The following is an 18,436-nucleotide window of genomic DNA, read 5'->3' as shown; positions in this document are numbered from 1 at the left end:
GCCAATTTTGGCAGCTTTTTTTGAGTTTCTTTTAACGATTCGTGGGCGTCTACTTATCTGGATACCAGTTGATTTCTGCTTTTTTCGCTTGAGAAAATAATTGCCGATAATTCAGTTGATACGATCGCCCGTCCTTTATAAAATGCGTGCCGCATTGACGAAACTCGAAGGGAATCCCCCTCATTACTGCTTCTTCCCGCAGCTTCAATACCCATTCATACGCTAGTGGTCGCGCCTCGCGATGGTATTCGCCGCCTGCCATCACTAATTCTATATCGTCTAGATACTTCTGAATCGTCACCTCTTCGATCAACGGCTGACAAATAATATTCTTGTGTTTGATAGGAAGCTTTTGTAAAAGCGCCAATCGCTGATCTGCCCGCGCTTGATTCTCCACAGAAACCCCGATGGTGACATTCTCATACCCGTCACCCCAATCCTCCGGCACAACAGATAAAAAGCGCTCGATGCGTTTTGTCAAAAAAATAAACTGCAAATCTGATCGTTCTTTGATCATCTGCCAGCATTCTCTCCTCCAAGCGTCGGCTTCTTCTATTAGAAAGTCGCTGGAAAAACATACGTAGACCTTTTGACCGCCCTTCATTTTGTACCCATTTTTCGTTTTTTTGATTGGTGCATCAAATTGCGCGGACTTTTCGATTTTACTGGTATCAACCGCTCTTTTTTTGTCGCCTTCATGAATAAAGCAGTAACGACAGCCTCGCCAAGGATTCCAAAATGCCATATACCCACCTGCCCTTTTCTTTTTATCTTAACAAATTTCTTTGTCAAAACGGGAGACATTTCGTTATCAGAGCATTTATTAAGTAAAAATGCTAAAATTAACCCATAAAGTATAAAAAAATGAGGTGATTAGTTGGAAGAGTATCGCGGTTTGCTAGAAAAAACGATTTTACTGCAAGAAAAGCCTATTATGATGTCCTTGCTCATCATGACCGATGGGGAGAATAAGACTGAGGTCTTGATCAAGGACCGCTATTTATCTAGTTATGTGTTCCGCCTGCCGGACAATAAATATATGATCCATATCGAAGGGCGGCGCAACAAGCGCAATCAGCTCGTTGCAAAGCATTTTGAGATCATGAATCCTGATGAATACATCAAGATCATCGGCGCACCGGAATAACGAGGCTATGAAGTAAAAAAAGAATAGGAGCAATTCTCTTGTCAAAAAAAACTAAACTAGTTGCTGCGATCGTGATCGCGGCAACTAGTTTCGCTGTTTACAGCACAATGAATCTTGGATCAGAACCAAAAAAATCCGATCCGGCAACCACGCAGGCGCCCTCTCAAGCGCAGGAAAATCCCACACAACAGGAACTCTCCGCACTTGATTATGAAGGGACGCAAACGATCGAGATCAACCAAAACAAACCGACTTTTTCTGAAGAAGACCTTGCCACTGCACAGGGACCATGGGAAAGGTATGGGGATCTGGATCGGCTGAATCGGGCAACCGGCGCGGAAGCACTGCTGAATAAAAAGCTGATGCCGACGGAAAAACGCGGTGAGATCGCCAGTGTCACCCCTACCGGCTGGCACAACAAAAAAATCAACGGACAATATCTTTTTAATCGTTCACACTTGATCGGCTATCAACTGACAGCACAAAATGCGAATTGGAAAAATTTGATTACCGGCACGCGCCAATTGAACAGCCCGGAAATGCTGCGCTTTGAAATGGATATCAAGTATTATTTAGAGAAAAGCAGCAAGAATTACGTCCGCTATTCTGTCGTGCCGATTTTTCGCGGAGACGAGCTTCTGGCTAGAGGGGTCCACATGATGGCACAATCCGTCGACAGCAACGAAGTGCACTTCAATGTTTACATTTTTAACGTCCAAAAAGGGGTTACTCTAAACTACGCTGATGGCACGAGCACCCTCAGCGACACATCTCAGCCCTCTAGCGCCTCTTCAGAATCTGATACGGCACGCTATGTTGACGGCAACGGCAAAGGGTTGATTAAAGGATCGAAAAGCGGTGTCTATCACCTTCCCGGCAGTAAGTATTATGACAACACGACGAATCCGAAAGCCTGGTTCAAAACCGTTGATGAAGCTAAAAAAGCGGGTTATCGCCCCGCAAAATAATTTTGAAAAATTTTTCACATTTCTTCTTTACAGATATATTTCTTATGTTACAATAATATTACGAAACAAACGTATTACTTTGTTTACATTTATAGAACCAGTTGGAAAAGGAGAGATCATCTTGAAAAGAACATTTTTTGCGTTAGCCTTATTGCTTTTATTCCCTTTAGGCGTGAAGGCCGAAACGGAAACTTCTACAACAGCGGAGCAAACCCCTGCAACGACTGAACAAGCAGCACCTGCGAATGTTCAAAGCAGCGACAGCGCAACAGTTGAGTCGAACGCTTCCGGTGAATCAAGCACAGCGCCAAGCAATAACAGCGATGTAAAGGACATTGAGAAAGCAAAGGATGATACCGTCGATCAAATCGAAAAAGAAACCGGCGTGAAAAAAAGCAGCGATCCTGTGGGCAATGAACAAGATCCCGCTAAAATCCGTGAGATGCTGAAAGACGATTCAATGAAAAGCATCCTGTCCCCTAGCGAAGTCGACGGCTATACTGATCAGCAGCTATTGAATGCCATGACCCTTTGCCAACGAATCGGTACAGATACCTACGGCTTAGATGTTGGCGGCTATGCTCGGATTCTTCAAGCGCTCTACAAAGACAATACCTTGTCTTGGAGCAAGATCGAGAATATCTTAAATTACAATCCAAGTGACTACAAAAATGCTATCGAAATGGTGGACCAAATCGACAGCCTGCAAGCCTATTTAGCAGCCGTTTACCCTAGCAACAGCTCGTTTATGGCGATTCGCCAAATGAGTAATCAAGAATTGACCAACGTGTTGACCTACATCTCTCCGATCCAAGAAAAAATGATCGCGGCAGATGGCGACTTCTTCCCTGGCATCATCGCATGGATCAGCCGCTATTCAGCTAAAGACGATGTGCGAAATGGCGCTGCTGGGAACAGCAGTACGACGGAAACGACAACGACGTCTGAAAGCACCACAGCCACCTCAACTACTCAAAGTGCTGAAAACAAAACGCCGGCCTCCTCAGACAATGACAAAAAAGAAGACAAAGGCGGTTTCTTACCAAAAACTGGAGAAGAAAGACGAACATGGCTGACTGTCGCTGGTGTCCTTATTCTAGTTATCATCGCATTTGTCATGATTCGCCGCAACCGTAAAAAATAACTAATACCTGCCCTGCGATCAATAGAATCGCGGGGCTTTTTTTACGATTTTGATGGTAGAAAAATAGACGTGTGACAGTTTTGTTAGGCGCAGATAGGACTCCCGCCCGATTTTCGCTCCTGTCTTTCTTGATAAGCTAAGAGTATCAAATTTGAGAGGACGATCATGAGAACTATGATAAAAAAACTACTCGGCATTCTTGCCAGCATCGCCATTTTACTATTTGGAGCAATGCTTTATTCAAAAAATTCATCTAGCGAGGTAGCCGGCATCTTGGATCAGCTCAACCCGTTAGTTCCTAAAAGTGAACTCTATGTAAAAACAACCAAACCACAATCCGTCAATGGATACGGCACAGCTACTTACCAGCAAATCGCCGCCAATGAAAACGGCAAAACGCGGACGGTCCAATTCAATGGACTCTCTAAATTAAAAACCGATCGTTATTTGAAGCTGACCAATAAAGGCAGCCACATCGAGACCTACGAGGAAGTCCGCCGCGACCAAGTCCCCGAAAAAGCCTTGAAGGAAATTGATCCGCGGTAATGAAAAAGGTTCGTCTGTCAGGAATGACAAACGAACCTTTTTTTGCGGACGATTCTTCGTTTCAACGAATGATCGTTGTTGATATCTTGGCATATCTTGCCATATACGCAGCTTGGCTGCCGAAGAAATTTCGAATCCGACTCGTTGACTTCGCGCCGATAATCAGGAGATCCGGTTCGTAGGCTGGAATATATTTATTCACGATCAGCTCCCCCGGATTACCTTTATCAACGAGCACGGTGACACGAACCACGCCATATTCAAGCGCCTCCTTTTTGTAGGCAGCACAGCGTTCTTTCAACGCCTCCATTTCCTTCTCCCAGTAGTTTTTGTCCATAGACTGATAAACATTTATCTTTTGTTCTTCTAAAATTGAAACGATCAGCAGTTCAGCCATCTCGTGTCGCGCTTCTTGAATCGCGTAGCGAAAGGCTTTTAGCGCATCAGGACTCTCATCTACCCCTACCATGATTTTCTTACTATTCATCTTCATTCTTCCCTTCATGTTTGACGGCATTAAGCTGTTGCGCGTACCGTTTATTTCCTTTGTACAATTCGATCGTCGTCCAAACCAGCATCAAGAGAACAACAACGACGATGGCGTAGGCGATGGTATCCGCAAGCTGTACCTGCCCCGCAGACGGTGTTTCGCCGAAAAATCCTTCGATTTGATTAGGCAATCCCTTCATATTCAAGAAAATCAGCCCAATTACAGAGATCCAGCCCAACAATTTTACTACCCACGAATTTTTGAAACGCTCCCCCATCTCCACGCGGCTATCGGTAAACATCAGCAAAGGCAGCATCGAGAACGGCAATGCGAAGGCGAGAAAAACTTGCGAGTTGTTCATCAAATTGTTGATGGCGATGTGCTCCTCCACCTCACTTTTCCCGCTGGTCATGAATACACAGATCAGTACAGGAATGACAGACAAAAGCCGCGTGATCAAACGACGAAGCCAGATTGGGACTCTCATATGAACAAACCCCTCCATGATGATTTGCCCAGTAAGTGTGCCGGTGATCGTTGAATTTTGTCCAGAAGCCAACAAGGCGACGGCGAAGAGGACCGACAGAATTCCTGAGCTGGCGACCTGCGCCAAGAGGCTATTTGTCATGACTGATGGATCAGACAAGGCTTTGTACAAGCCGAAAAAAGACGGATCGGCTACGCTGCCAGTTTTAAACACAGCCACACCCATGATCAGCAACAAAGAATTGATGAAAAAGGCCATCGTTAGTTGGATGTTGGAATCCCATTTTGAAAAACGCAACGTACGTGCGATGTCCTCTTGATCGTCATGATTAATTTTCCGACTTTGAACGATCGACGAATGCAAATAAAGGTTGTGGGGCATGACCGTTGCGCCGATAATTCCCAAGGCACCAGTCAATGGTGTTTGTCCAGCGACGGAACGAGACGTAGAGAACGCCTCCGAACGAGGAAGCAATCCTTGAAAAACGGCTCGCCATTCGGGCTTCGACAATGCGACCTGGTACGCAAAAATGATGAAAATAACGACGATCAGCGCGACAACGATCGCCTCGATCTTGCGAAAGCCGATCTTTGTCAATAATAGCAGCAGCAAAACGTCAAAGACGGTGATAAACACGGCGATCACTAAAGGGATGTTGAACAATAAGTACAGCGCGATCGCCCCTCCGATGACCTCCGCTATGTCCGTCGCCATGATCGCCAGCTCCGTTAATAGCCACAAAACGATCCCCAGCGTCTTGCTTGTTCGGGCGCGGATCGCTTGCGCCAGATCCATCTGGGAAACGATCCCCAGCTTCGCGGACATATATTGAAGAAGCATCGCGATCAGACTTGAGAGGAGAATAACGGACATCAATAAGTACTGAAAATTTTGCCCTCCCGTGATAGAAGTCGACCAATTTCCTGGGTCCATATATCCTACAGCCACTAGCGCACCCGGCCCAGAATAGGCAAAGAGCGTTCGCCAAAAACCAAGATCCTTTGGAACCGTGATCGTGCCGTTGATTTCTTCAAGCGATGGTCCATTGGCGTATTCTATTAAATGATGCTTACGGGTAGCGGTGTCCGAGTTCTTTTCATGTGTAGCCTTCAACTAAATTCCTTCTTTCAATCCTTGTCTATATTTTTAGGCATACCTAAAATATCGCACTTCATTTTTTTAAGCAAGGGGCTTTTTTCCCCTCACATCAACTAAACGCCCGCGCATAACTAAATGGTTGTTATAAATACAGCTTCCTGTTTCAAAAAATCCGTTGCCTAGCGATTTTTTTCTCTCCCCTTTTCTTCTAGTCAAACAAGCACATACGCTCAAAACGAAAATCGTTATTTTAAAATCGATAAAAACCCCGAGTTCGTTTTTTTATTATTCCATTTATTTTCTTTTCGGTTTTTCCGTAAAGCCTTTCCCCTTATATAACAATGCATTAATCTCAATTTTCTTTTTAAATATATTATTAAGAAAAATAAATCGGCTATTTTTATTTCACACATATCGTTATTATATACTCAGTAAACAGCCCCTATAACCTTGTTAGGTGAGGCGTCTATACAAACACAGGCTATTGCGCAGAAACGTCGAAAGACGCCAATGTGTAAAACAGGAATTGTCGAATTAAGGCTTTTCTAAACATAGCTAAGAATTTTCTTTACGTTGTATAGTGCCAAAACTCAGACGATGAGAGGACAGTAAAGGATCGCCTTCTTGTTGCAGCACAGAAGACGATCCTTTTTGTTGCTATATTTATTTGTTACACGAAAGGATGACTTATTATGAAACGCTCGCAAAAAATTGTTTTACTATGCCTCACGGCTCTATTGATGTGCGCCATTTCAGTCTCTGCCTATTCCTTATTTGTCAATCAGCATTTGAGAAATACCTTAGACAACGGGTATCATCCCATCAAAAACGAGTACCAGACAACCACGAAAAAAGACACCGAATCCTTTCTAGTCATGGGATTGGATAACACGATCGAAAGAAAGCTGGGTACTACTCGAACGGACGCGATGATGGTCATTACCGTCAATCACAAAACCAAGAAAATCACCTTTTGCAGCCTGCCGCGTGACAGCTTCGTGCCCATCAGCTCAAAAAACTATCAGGGCAATCAACGCATAGAAGCCGCCTATACCATCAACGGTCCGACGGCTTCGGTCAACACGGTAGAAAACCTATTGAAAATCCCGATCGATCACTATTGTGTATTTAATTTTCTATCCTTTATTCAGTTCATCGACGCCATCGACGGGATCGATATCAATGTGCAGCACGCATTTGATGGCGTGACAAAAGACGGCCCCGGTGCCATTCATTTTGATGCCGGCAAACAACATGTCGATGGTACAAAGGCGCTCTCCTATGCTAGAGAACGGCATAGCGACAACGACATCATGCGGGGCTTTCGTCAACAGGAGATCATTCAAGCTGTGGGGAAAAAGCTGACCTCTAAAACAGCCGTCAAAAACCTGACCAAGATCATAGACTCTTTCGATAACAATATTCAAACAGATATCACCTCGGATCAGCTAATGGACCTGATGAAAAGCGGGCTGCTCTATAACAGCTATGAAAAACAACGAGTCGACTTTGATTGGCGCACCTTCAGCAATCAAGGACGCAGTATGGTGGAACTTTATCCAGATAGTATCGAGTATGTGAGTCATGAATTACGCGTCAGTCTCGGGATCGATAAAAAGGACGCACGGGATAAAAAAACAAATCCCTTCCATACCAATGGTGAATACCTCTATCAAAGTGACTACTCTGTACAAGACGCGGACGCCGAAGACAAAGAAACTACTTCTTTGAACGGCAATACGTATATAGGCACCGCGGGCAACACCGAGACCGGCCCTCTCCCTACCGTCAAAACTAAAAACGGCTTTGTTCAATAACTAAAAAACAGTGTAAAAGCAGGCATCAGGCGCTTTTACACTGTTTTCTAGTTATAAGACGAAACATTCTCTGGACAGTCATTTTCCTTGCGGGCAATCTCCTTGAATAGCTGCTTCACGTGCGCCTCGACTTCTTCGATGCCAAAAAGCTCGCTATTGCTTTTATTTTTATATAAATAATACTCCAGACTCAAGGCAGGAGGCAATGAAAAAAAGTGGACCCATTCGTTCGCCAGCCATTCCTTTTCGATCGCATGAATAACACACACGCCTTTTTGCAGGTGCAGCCACTTATGAATCCCTAAACTGTCCTGACAATACAGATACTCAGGAGCGATTTGAAAATAATCGGTCATTCGCTGCGTCAGCTGCTGATGACCTAGATGATCGCTTAACACAATAAAGGGCAGTTTCGCCAAGGACTCTGGCGTTGCTTGGCTTAATGCAGGAATCATTGAAGAATTTGCCGCAAGGACTATTTTTGAGCGGATCAAGGGCAAGGGCGTACGCTCCAGTTGAGGGTCATCCACTAAACTATTGGTGATCACTAGATCCACCTCTTTTTGCTTCAACTGATTCAACAATGCTAAAGGCGCTGCATGGGTGTAGGTGATGGTGTACGCTTCGTTTGTACAAGGGTACTCCCCCGCTTCAAATAGGAAGACCGATTCACTGACACCCACTTTGAAGGTCGGACGTTCCACCCGTTGATACAGCGGAAAATGGATTTTTCTCGCTTCTTCAATGATTCGTTTGACAAAAGGCAGAATCTCCTTTCCCTCTTCACTTAGCATCAGCTTCTTGCCATAGCGGGTAAACAACTCATAGCCCAGTTCATTCTCGAGACTTTTGAGCGCCGAGCTCAAAGATGAGATCCCAACAAATAATTCCTGCGAGGCTTTAGAAAGGCTGTTGTATTTTGCAATAACATAGAAGTACTCCAATTTTTCAATCGACATTTTTTTCACATCCCATTGCGTTAAATTTTAGGTTAACCTAATTTTGCTCCTGCACCTAACATTACGCAAGGGTTAATTTTAAATAACACACATTCTTTAACAGAGATTAAAGATTGCTTTTGAAATTCCCAAAAAAAAGTGCTGATACACTTGATTCGTGTTTCAGCACCTTTAATGATTGCCTAAGCGAGATCGTCTCGCAACGCTTCGATTATCGTTTCTTTTTTGATTTTCTTCACTGCATAAAGCATCGTGATCACCACAATCAGGAAGACTCCTAGAATACTGATCATTAAGGCACCCCACGGAAATTGAAAGCTGATCTCAGCGCCCCCCTTCGACATGCCCTTATAGATCACCCAAGAAAGAAGGCTTGCGACAGGAACGCCCAATAACAATGCGCGCCAGCCATAAAAGGCGCACTCATAAAGCATCATTTTAGTGAAATCACGATCTCCCATTCCAATAGAGCGCAGCATCGCCAGCTCCCGCCGACGCAGCTTGATATTCGTAGAGATCGTATTGAACACATTGGCGATCGCAATCAAGGCGATCATCACGACAAAGACTGAACTAAAAAGATTCACCACGAAAATTATGTTTCGATTTTGCTCAAAGATTTCTCTCACGTTGTACAGATCATAGTTTGCAGTGATTCCCTCTTGATCAATGATTGTTTTCATCTCCGTAGCAGAACGTCCCGGGTTATCAGATAAGAAGGTCAATCCCATCGTTGGATCCGCCCCTGTTGGCGAAAATTGAGCTCTCCTCTGATATGGAGCGATCACCATAAACACGTAAGGCTTCTTGTCCACGGACTGCTTCGGCAAAGGGTCGACTTGGTACGTATCCGTAAAAGTCACAGGAACTGTTTGCGACTGATCCCAAGCAGGTTTTCCTTGAATCTGGGGTGCGATCGCCAGCAGCAGCTCTTTCTTAGAAAAGAGGTCGGTAAGGGTATCTTCTCCTTCAGCTCCCTCGATGCGTTGTTTAGCAACAGCGATCAGCTTGCCATTGCTTCCAGTATAATCCGCGATTGGCAAATGCAGACTTTTAACAAAACGCGCATACGCATGATCCTCTAGAAATTGCATGTCCAGTGGCACTTCTTTAGAATCCTCAGATGTCGCATCCTTTCCTTTAAGATAGGCTTTAGAAAGATCCTGCGCCTTCACGCGACTATTGTATTGCCCGATTGCCTGATACGAACTAGTAGTAACGCCTTCAACTTTCTGCAGCTTTTTATACAGGTGAAGCAGCTCTTGTTCAGGCAGCTCCGAACTGGTCAGAACAATATCATAATCAGATTGTGCCACCATATGCTTCGAGGACTCCTGCATATTACTGGCAAAAGAGCGCGCGGACACGAACAAAATGACACTCAGCGCAAGAGACAAAACGATCGTCCGATAACGTTTCTTATTCCGTTTGAAATTTTTTAACGCCAACATCCCTTCCAATCCGTATAGTCGTTCAGAAAAGGTGTTCATCTTCATATCCTTCGGCGAGATCTTGACTTCATTGGATTGACGGATGCTTTCCATTACTGGCGTTCTTGCCGCCTTTTTCGCAGGGATATATGCGGAGATCAGAATGGTTATCAGACTGACTGCCGCTGCCGCCAATAAGATTGGAACAGACAGCGTGACTGTTAATGGTATATTCGCATAGAGAATGTTGCGAAAGTTTTTAGCCACGATCGTGATGACGATCTGGATACTTAAAAGACCCACTAATGTCCCTAAAGGAATCCCCACCGCGCCAATACAAAGTCCTTCGAACAAAACTGAATTTCTCAACTGCTTCGGTGTTGCCCCGATCGAAGCCAAGATTCCGAATTGATGCATTCGCTCATTCAACGAAATCGTAAAGGAATTATAGATCAAGAAGATAGAACCGACCATGATCAGCGCAATCAAGATCACACCAATCGAATACAGCAGCATATTGAAGACCTTGTCGTCGGAAGCGCCGATAAATCGCAATACTTCATCGTTCAACGTGTACGGGGTGTTCCCCGCTACATTTCTAGCAAAAGAGCGGGCTTTTCGAGGGTGCTTCAGTGTGACAAAGAGACTGATTGGATCAGACTTCTCCTCATTATTTCCGAGAGTAATCACCGTATACCCAGGAGCTCCCTTTTCTTCAAATCCTGGTCGCTCACAAATACCCACGACTTTAAAGTTTCTTAGTGTGGTATCCGTCAAAGATTCATTGTTTTTCTTTTCCTGATCGTAAGTATCATGCTGGGTGAGTCTCCTTGTCCCTTTTTTCCGTTCACCCAAACGGATCGACAAAGTATCACCAATCGAATAGCGGACGCCGCCATTCGCGGCGATATGCGCTGGGATCACGACCTCCTCACTCGATTTCGGCAATCTTCCGGACAACAGCTTAATGGGTAAGCTCCCATAGGTCTGTTGATTGAACCCTGCCACAAAAAGATACGGCTTGTTTGGATTTTTTCCTCCCTCAAGCTTGCCGTAACCAATGTCCTCGAAGGTGGCTGTTTTCTCAACGGCCGTGTTCGTTTCCTGCTTTTTGGCAAAATCAGGTGTAGTATCCTGAAACGCTACCTGCCAGCCGCCATATTTTTGCTCCGCCCCCTTCACCATATAATGTTGCAGTGAAAGCGCAAAGGTAGCTACCGCAGCGATCATTGCTGAGGATAGCAGAACCCCCAAGATCGTCACCAAAGTTCTTGTACGGTTCTTTTTCATGCTTTGCAGGGTGATTTTATTGAAGATATTCATGGTCACACCAGCCTCTCGTCTCGTACCACGTGACCATCAGAGATACCGATAATGCGATCTGCCTGCAGCGCGATCTCCTCGTCATGGGTCACCACGATCAAGGTTTGACCATACTTTCGATTACTCATCTTCAGGAGAGTAAGAATTTCATGCCCGTTTTTACTATCCAAGCTTCCTGTCGGCTCATCCGCCAATAAAACCGCTGGCGCGTTGACCAATCCGCGTCCAACAGAGACACGCTGCTGTTGTCCACCTGACAATTGATTGGGCAAATGATTTTTGCGTTGACTCAATCCCAGCAACTCTAACAATTCGTTGAGCCGTTCTTGGTTCACTCGCCGTTTATCCATTAAAACAGGTAACGTGATGTTCTCTACGACATTCAGCGTCGGGATCAAATTGTGAAATTGATAAATCAGCCCTACCTGTCTCCGCCGAAAAATAGCCAGTTTTTCATTATTTTGCGCGTACACATCTTGCCCATCCAAATAAATTTTCCCGCTTGTAGGGACATCCACGCCTCCGATCATATGCAATAGCGTCGATTTACCTGACCCAGATGTTCCAATGATCGCAACAAATTCCCCTTTTTCGATCGTCAACGACACATCGTCTAGGGCAACCACTCGATTGTCCCCTTTCCCATACACTTTACTAAGATGTTCGATTCGCAACAGCTCCATTATATGAGCCCCCTTTCACATGGTTCACCTATATAATAGAAGCAACACCTTTCAGCTCGGTGACTTCTAAGTGAGAGATTCGTCACTTGGGAAAACGCAGGACGAACAGTGCACCGCCATCAGGGTGATTTTTCGCCACGATCGTCCCTCCCTGACGTTTGATAATCGAGTGGCTGAGGGACATGCCGATTCCAAACCCAGATTTTTCACCATTTTGTCCTTGGTAAAAACGCTCGAACACCTGTCGCAGGTCCGATGCTTCAAAACCCTCGCCTGAATCATGGATCGTGAGTTCCGTATACAAGGGGTTCTCCGTTGCTGAGACCGTGATTTCTCCTTGATCACCGATACTTTCGATACAATTTTTGACGATATTCTGAATTGCTTCTGAAAGCCAGATTGGATCGCCATAAATCGACAACGTGGATGGAACAGCTCGTTCCACTTGAATTTCATGAAGATCCAGCGTAACTAAAAAGGGGCGCAAAGATCGATCAATCAATTCCTGAAGATTCACTTTTTCCTGATGGAATTCTACGACATCCGCATCCAATCGTGACAATTTCAGCAACGCTGTAATCAGTCCATCCATGCGAAATAGCAACACTTCGATTTCTCTCAGTGCCCCTTTCTGCTCCTTATCCCCCGTTTTATCCTTCGCCAAAGTTAATAAGAGAGTGGCGGAGGTCAGAGGGGTACGCAATTGATGAGCGATATCCGCGAGAGAATCTGCTAAATTTTCTTTTTCCTTTTGAAGTGCCGCGTTCTGCTCCCGAATTCGCAGTGTCATTTTAGCAATCTCACTTTGCAAAACCGACAGCTCTCCCTCCTCCAGAGCATCGATGAACAAATGGTCCTCATTGTGTAAAACCCGGTCGATTTGTTCAGATATTTGTGCGATCCGCTGGTATCGAGCACGTGTGGCTAGGAAAAAAAGGCACCCGAAAAGAAATGTTGTTATCAAAACCAGCATGCCAGAGACTGTTCCAAAATAAAAACCGATCCCCGTTAAAATCGCAGTAACAAGTAAAAACAGCCGTGCGAATACTCGAAATTCTCGATTTCTACCCATTGATGCCACCTAGCCGATAGCCGATGCCACGGACGGTCAAAATGATTTTTGGATTGGAAGGAACCTCCTCTATCTTCTCCCGCAACCGCTTGATGTATACGGTCAACGTATTGTCATTCACAAATTCACCAGTCGTATCCCATAGCTCGTCCAGCAATTGTTCACGCGTAAGAATGTTTTGAGGATTGTTGACGAATACCAGCAGCAAGCGATATTCTAATGCAGAAAGAAACACCTCACGACCATCCTTTTGAACGATCCCGCTCGCAGGATCGACACGCAGCCCCAACACCTCAAATCGGACTTTGCTATGGTCGTATTTTCGCAGCGCATTCCTTATTCGCGCCAACAACTCCCGTGGGCGAAACGGCTTAGTAATATAATCATCCGCTCCCATGGTCAATCCCGTCACAACGCTCGCCTCATCGCCAGAAGCCGTCAAAAAAATAACTGGAATATCCTGTTCCCCTTTGATTGCTGTGCAAACCGTAAACCCATTTCCATCCGGAAGTGAAATATCAACCAACGCGAGATCAAACTGCTGTTGTTCTAGGTGCTCGAGGGCTTCCCATTTTGTTGCCGCATGTGTCACCGAAAACCCGTCTGTTTGTAATAACGTCATTAAATTTTCTGCGATAGATCGATCGTCCTCTACTAAGAATATATGTGTCATCAGGCAGACTCCTCCGTTGTTTTTTATCCTCTTTATTCTACCACCAAAAATTTTTAAAGCGAATCCAACTCCGTTTTCTCCCCCTCAACAAATTCGTTTGCATGCTTTCAAATAAATGATGGACAGTAGCAACCACAAATAAAATAACAATCTTTATCGAACGTTTTTTCAGAAGAAACTTTCATCGTTCAAGTATCCATGTCTGAAGTTTTTGGAAAGCATTTGGCAAAAAAACGAAATAGCTCATGAAGAGGGACCTCAAAAGGATCTTGGAAGCTCCACTTTCTTCCTCCTCCAATTCCCAATTGCTTTCTCTCCTTCCACGCGTAAGATGAGTATGCACAACAAAATAGAATCATATTAGGTGAGGTTACTCTGAAGAACACAGGTTATCGCTCGGAAATGTCGAGAGACAGTAACGAGTAAAGCAGGGATTGTCGAATTAAGGCTTTTCCAAGATAACTAGAAATTTCATTCTTACGTCTCAGAAAGCCAAAGCTCAATTATCGTGATTATTCTCTGTCCCTTTATTCAGCGCGGCCTCCTTAATATGACTATTTAGGAGGTTTTTGTATTGAAATTTTTACGCGCAACACCACAGAAAAAGGCGGTACTTTCGAAAAGCATCGGGAATCTCACCCTCCTGCTGATCGTTGCACTTTTTTCCTTTATTCTCATTTTTTCTTTAGTTAAGATGAATCGCCCGATCCAGATCCTGCCATCCGAAGACTCCTTAGCCACCGCAAGGTCTTCCCATGATTTTTTATCGGTCTCGAATCTTTGGTATTTCTCTGTTCGGACAATGTTCCGTATGATCGTTGGAATGATCTGGTCCTTTCTTTTCTCCTTCATTTTCGGAATACTCGCGGTTAAATACAAAACGGCTAGACGAATTATTTTGCCTATGGTCAATTTTCTTGAATCCGTACCATTGTTAGGGTTTCTGACCTTTACGACGGCTTGGCTGCTTGGCCTCTTTCCAGGAAATGTTTTGGGGGCAGAATGTGTCGCGGTCTTCGCGATTTTTACCGGTCAAGCTTGGAATATCATGCTGACCTTGTATCAGATCATGGAGGTCATCCCTGCCGATCTATCGAACGTGGCCGATCAATTCAAGCTCAATCCATGGGAAAAATTTTGGCGTCTCGAGTTTGTTTACGCGATCCCGGGCTTATTGTGGAATGTGATCATCTCTCAGACCGCCGCATGGTTTGCCCTAGTTGCCAGTGAACAGGCTTCAGTCGCGCTGCCAAAAGATACCACACTGTTTCTTCCGGGGATCGGTTCTTACATTCAAGTCGCTTTGGACCGCGCCGACTTCAGAGCCTGTTTGTGGGCTGTCCTAGCGTTATTGCTAAATGTCGTTATTCTCAATTTCCTCGTCTTCCAGCCTATGGTGCGGGCGACTTACTACTTCAAATATGAAGCAGATGTTGAAAGCTCCGTTCCACCAAAATCTGTCGTTTATCGTCTGCTGAGACATGCGACGCTATCCAAGGCAATCGCAAAGGGCTTTCGCAATTTTGCTCGTTTTTGGCTTTATAGGCTCCCAGCCTTTTGGTACACCTGCCATTTGGACCGAGTATATAAAGGGGTCGCAAAGTTCCGAAATTTCTTTAAAACACTTTGGTATGTCTGCCTCGCTATTGTTGTTATCTATAGTTCGATCAAGCTCTATCATTTCTTGCCTCATCAAGATTTCAGCATGATTCCAAGATTGACTCTTTACACCACCCTTCGCGTAACTTTGGCGATGCTCTTCGCCGGACTTATTTTTACGCCATTAGCCATTTGGGTCGCAAGTGACAATCGGCGGCTCAATATTGTTCAGCCGATTGGGCAGATTTTAGGGTCGATTCCTTCAAATGTCTATACTCCCTTCATCGTTATCGTGATCAGTATGGGCGCAAATAAGCTTCAATGGTGGATTCTCCCCCTCATCATGGTCGGCTGCCAATGGTATTACTTCTTTAATGTGATCGCCGGTTATTTAGCGATACCTGATGAGATCCGCGACGTGACTAAGCTGTTTAAATTGTCAAAATGGCAGTGGTGGTTCAAGTATCTGATCCCTTCGATCTTGCCCTACATCATCACCGCCATCATCAATGCTGCGGGGGCCGCTTGGAATGCCGATATCGCTGCAGAAAGTATCCAATGGGGAAAAAAGACCATCAGCGTAAACGGCTTGGGGCAGTACATCTCAGTGAATGACGGTATAAAGAACAAGTCCGCATTAGGGACCTTAGCCATGTGCTTCATGGTCGGGCTATGCATTGCTTTTATCTGGCAGCCCCTGTACCGAGTAGCAAAGGAAAAATTTCATTATTAAAAGAATAACTAGAAAAAGGAGACGTATAAATGAGCCGACTCTCAATTTATACAAAAGAAGACAATGGAAAATACAGAATTATTAAATGTAAGAGCAGTAAGCAAAGAATTTGAGATCGAAGGACGCAAGGAACAACTAAAAGTCCTAGAAAATATTGATTTGACAGTACAAACCAATGAATTTTTAAGTATCATCGGTCAGTCTGGAACAGGAAAATCAACCCTATTAAGAAGTATCGCAGGACTCCTCCAGCCAACAAGAGGCGTGATCACCTTTGAAAACAAGACCCTCACGGAACCCGATGCAAACATCAGTATGGTCTTTCAACATTTTGCCCTCTTTCCTTGGTTGACTGTTGAGAAAAATATCAGTTTTGGATTGGAAAGCCTAGAAGGCCTATCACGAGAACAAATCAGCTTGCGCGTCAGCAATCTGATTGAAATGATCGGATTGAAGGGCTTTGAAAAAGCCTATCCACGGGAACTTTCGGGCGGTATGAAGCAGCGTGTCGGATTTGCCCGTGCCTTAGCGATCGAACCGAGCCTGCTGCTGTTGGACGAACCCTTTTCAGCATTGGATATCGTGACCGCCAGCCAGTTGTCCAACGATTTACTAGAAATCTGGTTAGGCAATCAAATAGCGACCAAATCCATCGTCATGATCACCCATGATGTCCAACAAGCCGTTCAGCTTTCCGACCGTGTCGTTTTAATGGACGCAAACCCTGGTCGCGTGGCCAAAATCTATCCGATCACGATCCCAAGAAACCAACGCTCCCCTAAAACGATCCTCCCTATCGTCGAACAAATTACTAAGGAAATGATTCGGCGAATGCAAGCATAGTACCAGCCAATAGAAAAGGCGCAAGACGATTTATCGAACCTGATAAATCGTCTTTTTTTGAAAATACGCCTAAAGTCCTATAGTTCCTCTATACTATGTAATGTATAGTATGATGTATAGAGAGGTGTTATGGATGGACAGTCAATTGAAAAAAGGATTAATCGAGTATTGTGTGTTGGCTTCGTTGGTGGAGATCGATTCTTACGGCTATCAAATCGTCAAAGAAATCCATCCACAGCTTGAGATCACCGAATCGACGCTTTACCCGATCTTAAAAAGGTTAGAGGCAACGGACAAAGTCGCCACCTATTCAAAAGTCCATAATGGACGCTTGCGAAAATATTATCATTTAACCGATTTAGGACGTGCCAGTATCAAGAAATTTCTGCAAGAATGGAACGATGTCGAAGCGGTGCACCATTACATTAAAAGGAGTGTTGAAAAATGAATCGAGTCGAATTTATCAAGGAACTCAGCAATTATTTATCCTATGAAGTCAGACCTAGCGAGGTTCATCGCTTGATTGAATATTACGATGAAATGATCTTGGATTTGATGGAAGATGGGTATTCAGAACGGGCAGCGGTCAAAAAATTGGGTGACCCGCAGCAATTGGCCTATGAAGCCGCCGGAATCCCTACAGAGGTGAAGGTGCCGCGTCGATTAAACTGGTTATGGATCAGTCTTTTGATCCTCGGATTTCCATTATGGGGCAGCTTGGCGCTTGCCGTGTTTTTGGTCCTCTTTAGTATTGACCTTGTGATCTGGTGTATCCCCTTCACTGGTGCCTGTTTGGCCGCGGGAACGATCATCGGCGGGGTCGCTGCCGCATTGACAAGTCCCTTTGTCCTATTTGATTCCTTCTTTTTAGGTGTCACACAGCTCGGCGTAGGTATGTTTCTATTTGGTTTCGGTCTAATGTGCATGTGGCTGACCTATAAATTCAGTGCCGTCTTTATCGAAATGCATCGCGGATTGATGCGTACGATTCGCCGCAACATTTTCCAACGAAAGGTGGTCCAAGTATGAGATCAAAACATTTACTGCCAAAAGTCGCGACCTATTTAGTCGGAGCAGGAATCGTCTTGATGATGCTCGGCTACGCTCTCTCAGGTTTTTCAGGAGAGCGCTACCGCATGGATTATCATGACCGTCACTGGTACAACGTGGTGAGCTTTTATAGTGAGTAACAAAAAAACGAATTCTCCTCGCTTGAGCGAAAAGGATTCGTTTTTACCTGTCTTTTTAAGGTTTTTCAACGGCTTTTGGATCACTTGACTAAAGTTGGTCCCGCACCCGATCGCGTCCTCCGTCGCCTTTGGGTGCTTCAGCATTTTTTCATCCTGCCTTGTATGTTCAAATAAAGAGCACGACTTTTTAACAAAAAACTATTCCCACTCCTGATATCATGCTACACTAGCACT

18 protein-coding genes and 2 riboswitches are annotated in these 18,436 nt (G+C 44.7%); of the genes, 10 read left to right on the top strand and 8 right to left on the bottom strand.

The window, feature by feature from the left end; translation table 11 throughout:
• Nucleotides 1-49 precede the first annotated feature (49 nt).
• Nucleotides 50-745 carry a DUF5131 family protein gene (locus tag I592_RS16125; protein ID WP_010778618.1) on the bottom strand — a complete coding sequence of 232 codons (696 nt, stop codon included), beginning with the start codon at nucleotides 743-745 and terminating at the stop codon, nucleotides 50-52.
• A 132-nt stretch (nucleotides 746-877) separates the two neighbouring features.
• Between I592_RS16125 and I592_RS16120 the strand changes: the two genes are divergently transcribed.
• The 4 genes from I592_RS16120 to I592_RS16105 all read left to right on the top strand — a co-directional run bounded on the left by I592_RS16120 (nucleotide 878) and on the right by I592_RS16105 (nucleotide 3,805).
• Nucleotides 878-1,147, top strand: coding sequence for a hypothetical protein (locus tag I592_RS16120; protein ID WP_010778619.1), 270 nt, complete (start codon nucleotides 878-880; stop codon nucleotides 1,145-1,147).
• 38 nt (nucleotides 1,148-1,185) lie between these two features.
• The gene (locus I592_RS16115) at nucleotides 1,186-2,115 is read left to right on the top strand and encodes a DNA/RNA non-specific endonuclease (protein WP_010778620.1); all 930 of its coding nucleotides are present in this window, start codon (nucleotides 1,186-1,188) and stop codon (nucleotides 2,113-2,115) included.
• Nucleotides 2,116-2,236: 121 nt separating this feature from the next.
• Nucleotides 2,237-3,259, top strand: coding sequence for an LPXTG cell wall anchor domain-containing protein (locus I592_RS16110; protein WP_010778621.1), 1,023 nt, complete (start codon nucleotides 2,237-2,239; stop codon nucleotides 3,257-3,259).
• A 174-nt stretch (nucleotides 3,260-3,433) separates the two neighbouring features.
• Complete coding sequence (locus tag I592_RS16105; RefSeq protein ID WP_044926825.1) at nucleotides 3,434-3,805, top strand: YxeA family protein; 372 nt, start codon at nucleotides 3,434-3,436, stop codon at nucleotides 3,803-3,805.
• Nucleotides 3,806-3,866: 61 nt separating this feature from the next.
• Here the strand turns inward: I592_RS16105 and I592_RS16100 are convergent, their stop codons facing one another.
• On the bottom strand, nucleotides 3,867-4,292 hold the full coding sequence (locus I592_RS16100; protein ID WP_010778623.1) for a universal stress protein: 426 nt from the start codon (nucleotides 4,290-4,292) through the stop codon (nucleotides 3,867-3,869).
• Nucleotides 4,285-5,895 (bottom strand): Nramp family divalent metal transporter, encoded by a 1,611-nt coding sequence (locus I592_RS16095; RefSeq protein ID WP_010778624.1) that lies wholly within the window; start codon nucleotides 5,893-5,895, stop codon nucleotides 4,285-4,287. The genes I592_RS16100 and I592_RS16095 overlap by 8 nt, the downstream gene beginning before the upstream one ends.
• 427 nt (nucleotides 5,896-6,322) lie before the next feature.
• A riboswitch (M-box (ykoK) riboswitch) is annotated at nucleotides 6,323-6,491 on the top strand.
• A gap of 81 nt (nucleotides 6,492-6,572) precedes the next feature.
• Between I592_RS16095 and I592_RS16090 the strand changes: the two genes are divergently transcribed.
• Nucleotides 6,573-7,697, top strand: a complete 1,125-nt coding sequence (locus tag I592_RS16090; RefSeq protein ID WP_010778625.1) for an LCP family protein — start codon at nucleotides 6,573-6,575, stop codon at nucleotides 7,695-7,697.
• 47 nt (nucleotides 7,698-7,744) lie between these two features.
• Here I592_RS16090 and I592_RS16085 read toward each other — a convergent pair whose 3' ends face one another.
• The 5 genes from I592_RS16085 to I592_RS16065 form a co-directional block, all read right to left on the bottom strand.
• Complete coding sequence (locus tag I592_RS16085) at nucleotides 7,745-8,656, bottom strand: LysR family transcriptional regulator (RefSeq protein ID WP_010778626.1); 912 nt, start codon at nucleotides 8,654-8,656, stop codon at nucleotides 7,745-7,747.
• A 182-nt stretch (nucleotides 8,657-8,838) separates the two neighbouring features.
• Entirely contained in the window at nucleotides 8,839-11,409 is a 2,571-nt protein-coding gene (locus I592_RS16080; RefSeq protein ID WP_044926681.1) for an ABC transporter permease, read from the bottom strand.
• Between the two features lie 2 nt (nucleotides 11,410-11,411).
• Nucleotides 11,412-12,092 (bottom strand): ABC transporter ATP-binding protein, encoded by a 681-nt coding sequence (locus I592_RS16075; RefSeq protein ID WP_010778628.1) that lies wholly within the window; start codon nucleotides 12,090-12,092, stop codon nucleotides 11,412-11,414.
• Nucleotides 12,093-12,174: 82 nt separating this feature from the next.
• Nucleotides 12,175-13,164 carry a sensor histidine kinase gene (locus tag I592_RS16070; RefSeq protein WP_010778629.1) on the bottom strand — a complete coding sequence of 330 codons (990 nt, stop codon included), beginning with the start codon at nucleotides 13,162-13,164 and terminating at the stop codon, nucleotides 12,175-12,177.
• The gene (locus I592_RS16065) at nucleotides 13,157-13,837 is read right to left on the bottom strand and encodes a response regulator transcription factor (RefSeq protein WP_010778630.1); all 681 of its coding nucleotides are present in this window, start codon (nucleotides 13,835-13,837) and stop codon (nucleotides 13,157-13,159) included. Before I592_RS16065 ends, I592_RS16070 begins: the two co-directional genes overlap by 8 nt.
• A gap of 349 nt (nucleotides 13,838-14,186) precedes the next feature.
• A riboswitch (M-box (ykoK) riboswitch) is annotated at nucleotides 14,187-14,355 on the top strand.
• Between the two features lie 56 nt (nucleotides 14,356-14,411).
• Between I592_RS16065 and I592_RS16060 the strand changes: the two genes are divergently transcribed.
• The 5 genes from I592_RS16060 (at nucleotide 14,412) to I592_RS21710 (ending at nucleotide 18,202) form a co-directional block, all read left to right on the top strand.
• Nucleotides 14,412-16,169 carry an ABC transporter permease subunit gene (locus tag I592_RS16060; RefSeq protein WP_010778631.1) on the top strand — a complete coding sequence of 586 codons (1,758 nt, stop codon included), beginning with the start codon at nucleotides 14,412-14,414 and terminating at the stop codon, nucleotides 16,167-16,169.
• A gap of 63 nt (nucleotides 16,170-16,232) precedes the next feature.
• Nucleotides 16,233-17,012 carry an ABC transporter ATP-binding protein gene (locus tag I592_RS16055; protein WP_010778632.1) on the top strand — a complete coding sequence of 260 codons (780 nt, stop codon included), beginning with the start codon at nucleotides 16,233-16,235 and terminating at the stop codon, nucleotides 17,010-17,012.
• Between the two features lie 133 nt (nucleotides 17,013-17,145).
• On the top strand, nucleotides 17,146-17,460 hold the full coding sequence (locus tag I592_RS16050; protein WP_010778633.1) for a PadR family transcriptional regulator: 315 nt from the start codon (nucleotides 17,146-17,148) through the stop codon (nucleotides 17,458-17,460).
• Nucleotides 17,457-18,041, top strand: a complete 585-nt coding sequence (locus I592_RS16045; protein ID WP_010778634.1) for a DUF1700 domain-containing protein — start codon at nucleotides 17,457-17,459, stop codon at nucleotides 18,039-18,041. Before I592_RS16050 ends, I592_RS16045 begins: the two co-directional genes overlap by 4 nt.
• Nucleotides 18,038-18,202, top strand: a complete 165-nt coding sequence (locus tag I592_RS21710; protein ID WP_010778635.1) for a hypothetical protein — start codon at nucleotides 18,038-18,040, stop codon at nucleotides 18,200-18,202. Before I592_RS16045 ends, I592_RS21710 begins: the two co-directional genes overlap by 4 nt.
• Nucleotides 18,203-18,436: the final 234 nt, after the last annotated feature.

It is taken from the genome of Enterococcus gilvus ATCC BAA-350 (genome assembly GCF_000407545.1).
Lineage (GTDB): Bacteria > Bacillota > Bacilli > Lactobacillales > Enterococcaceae > Enterococcus_A > Enterococcus_A gilvus.
This window is presented reverse-complemented; position numbering and strand designations above follow the sequence as displayed.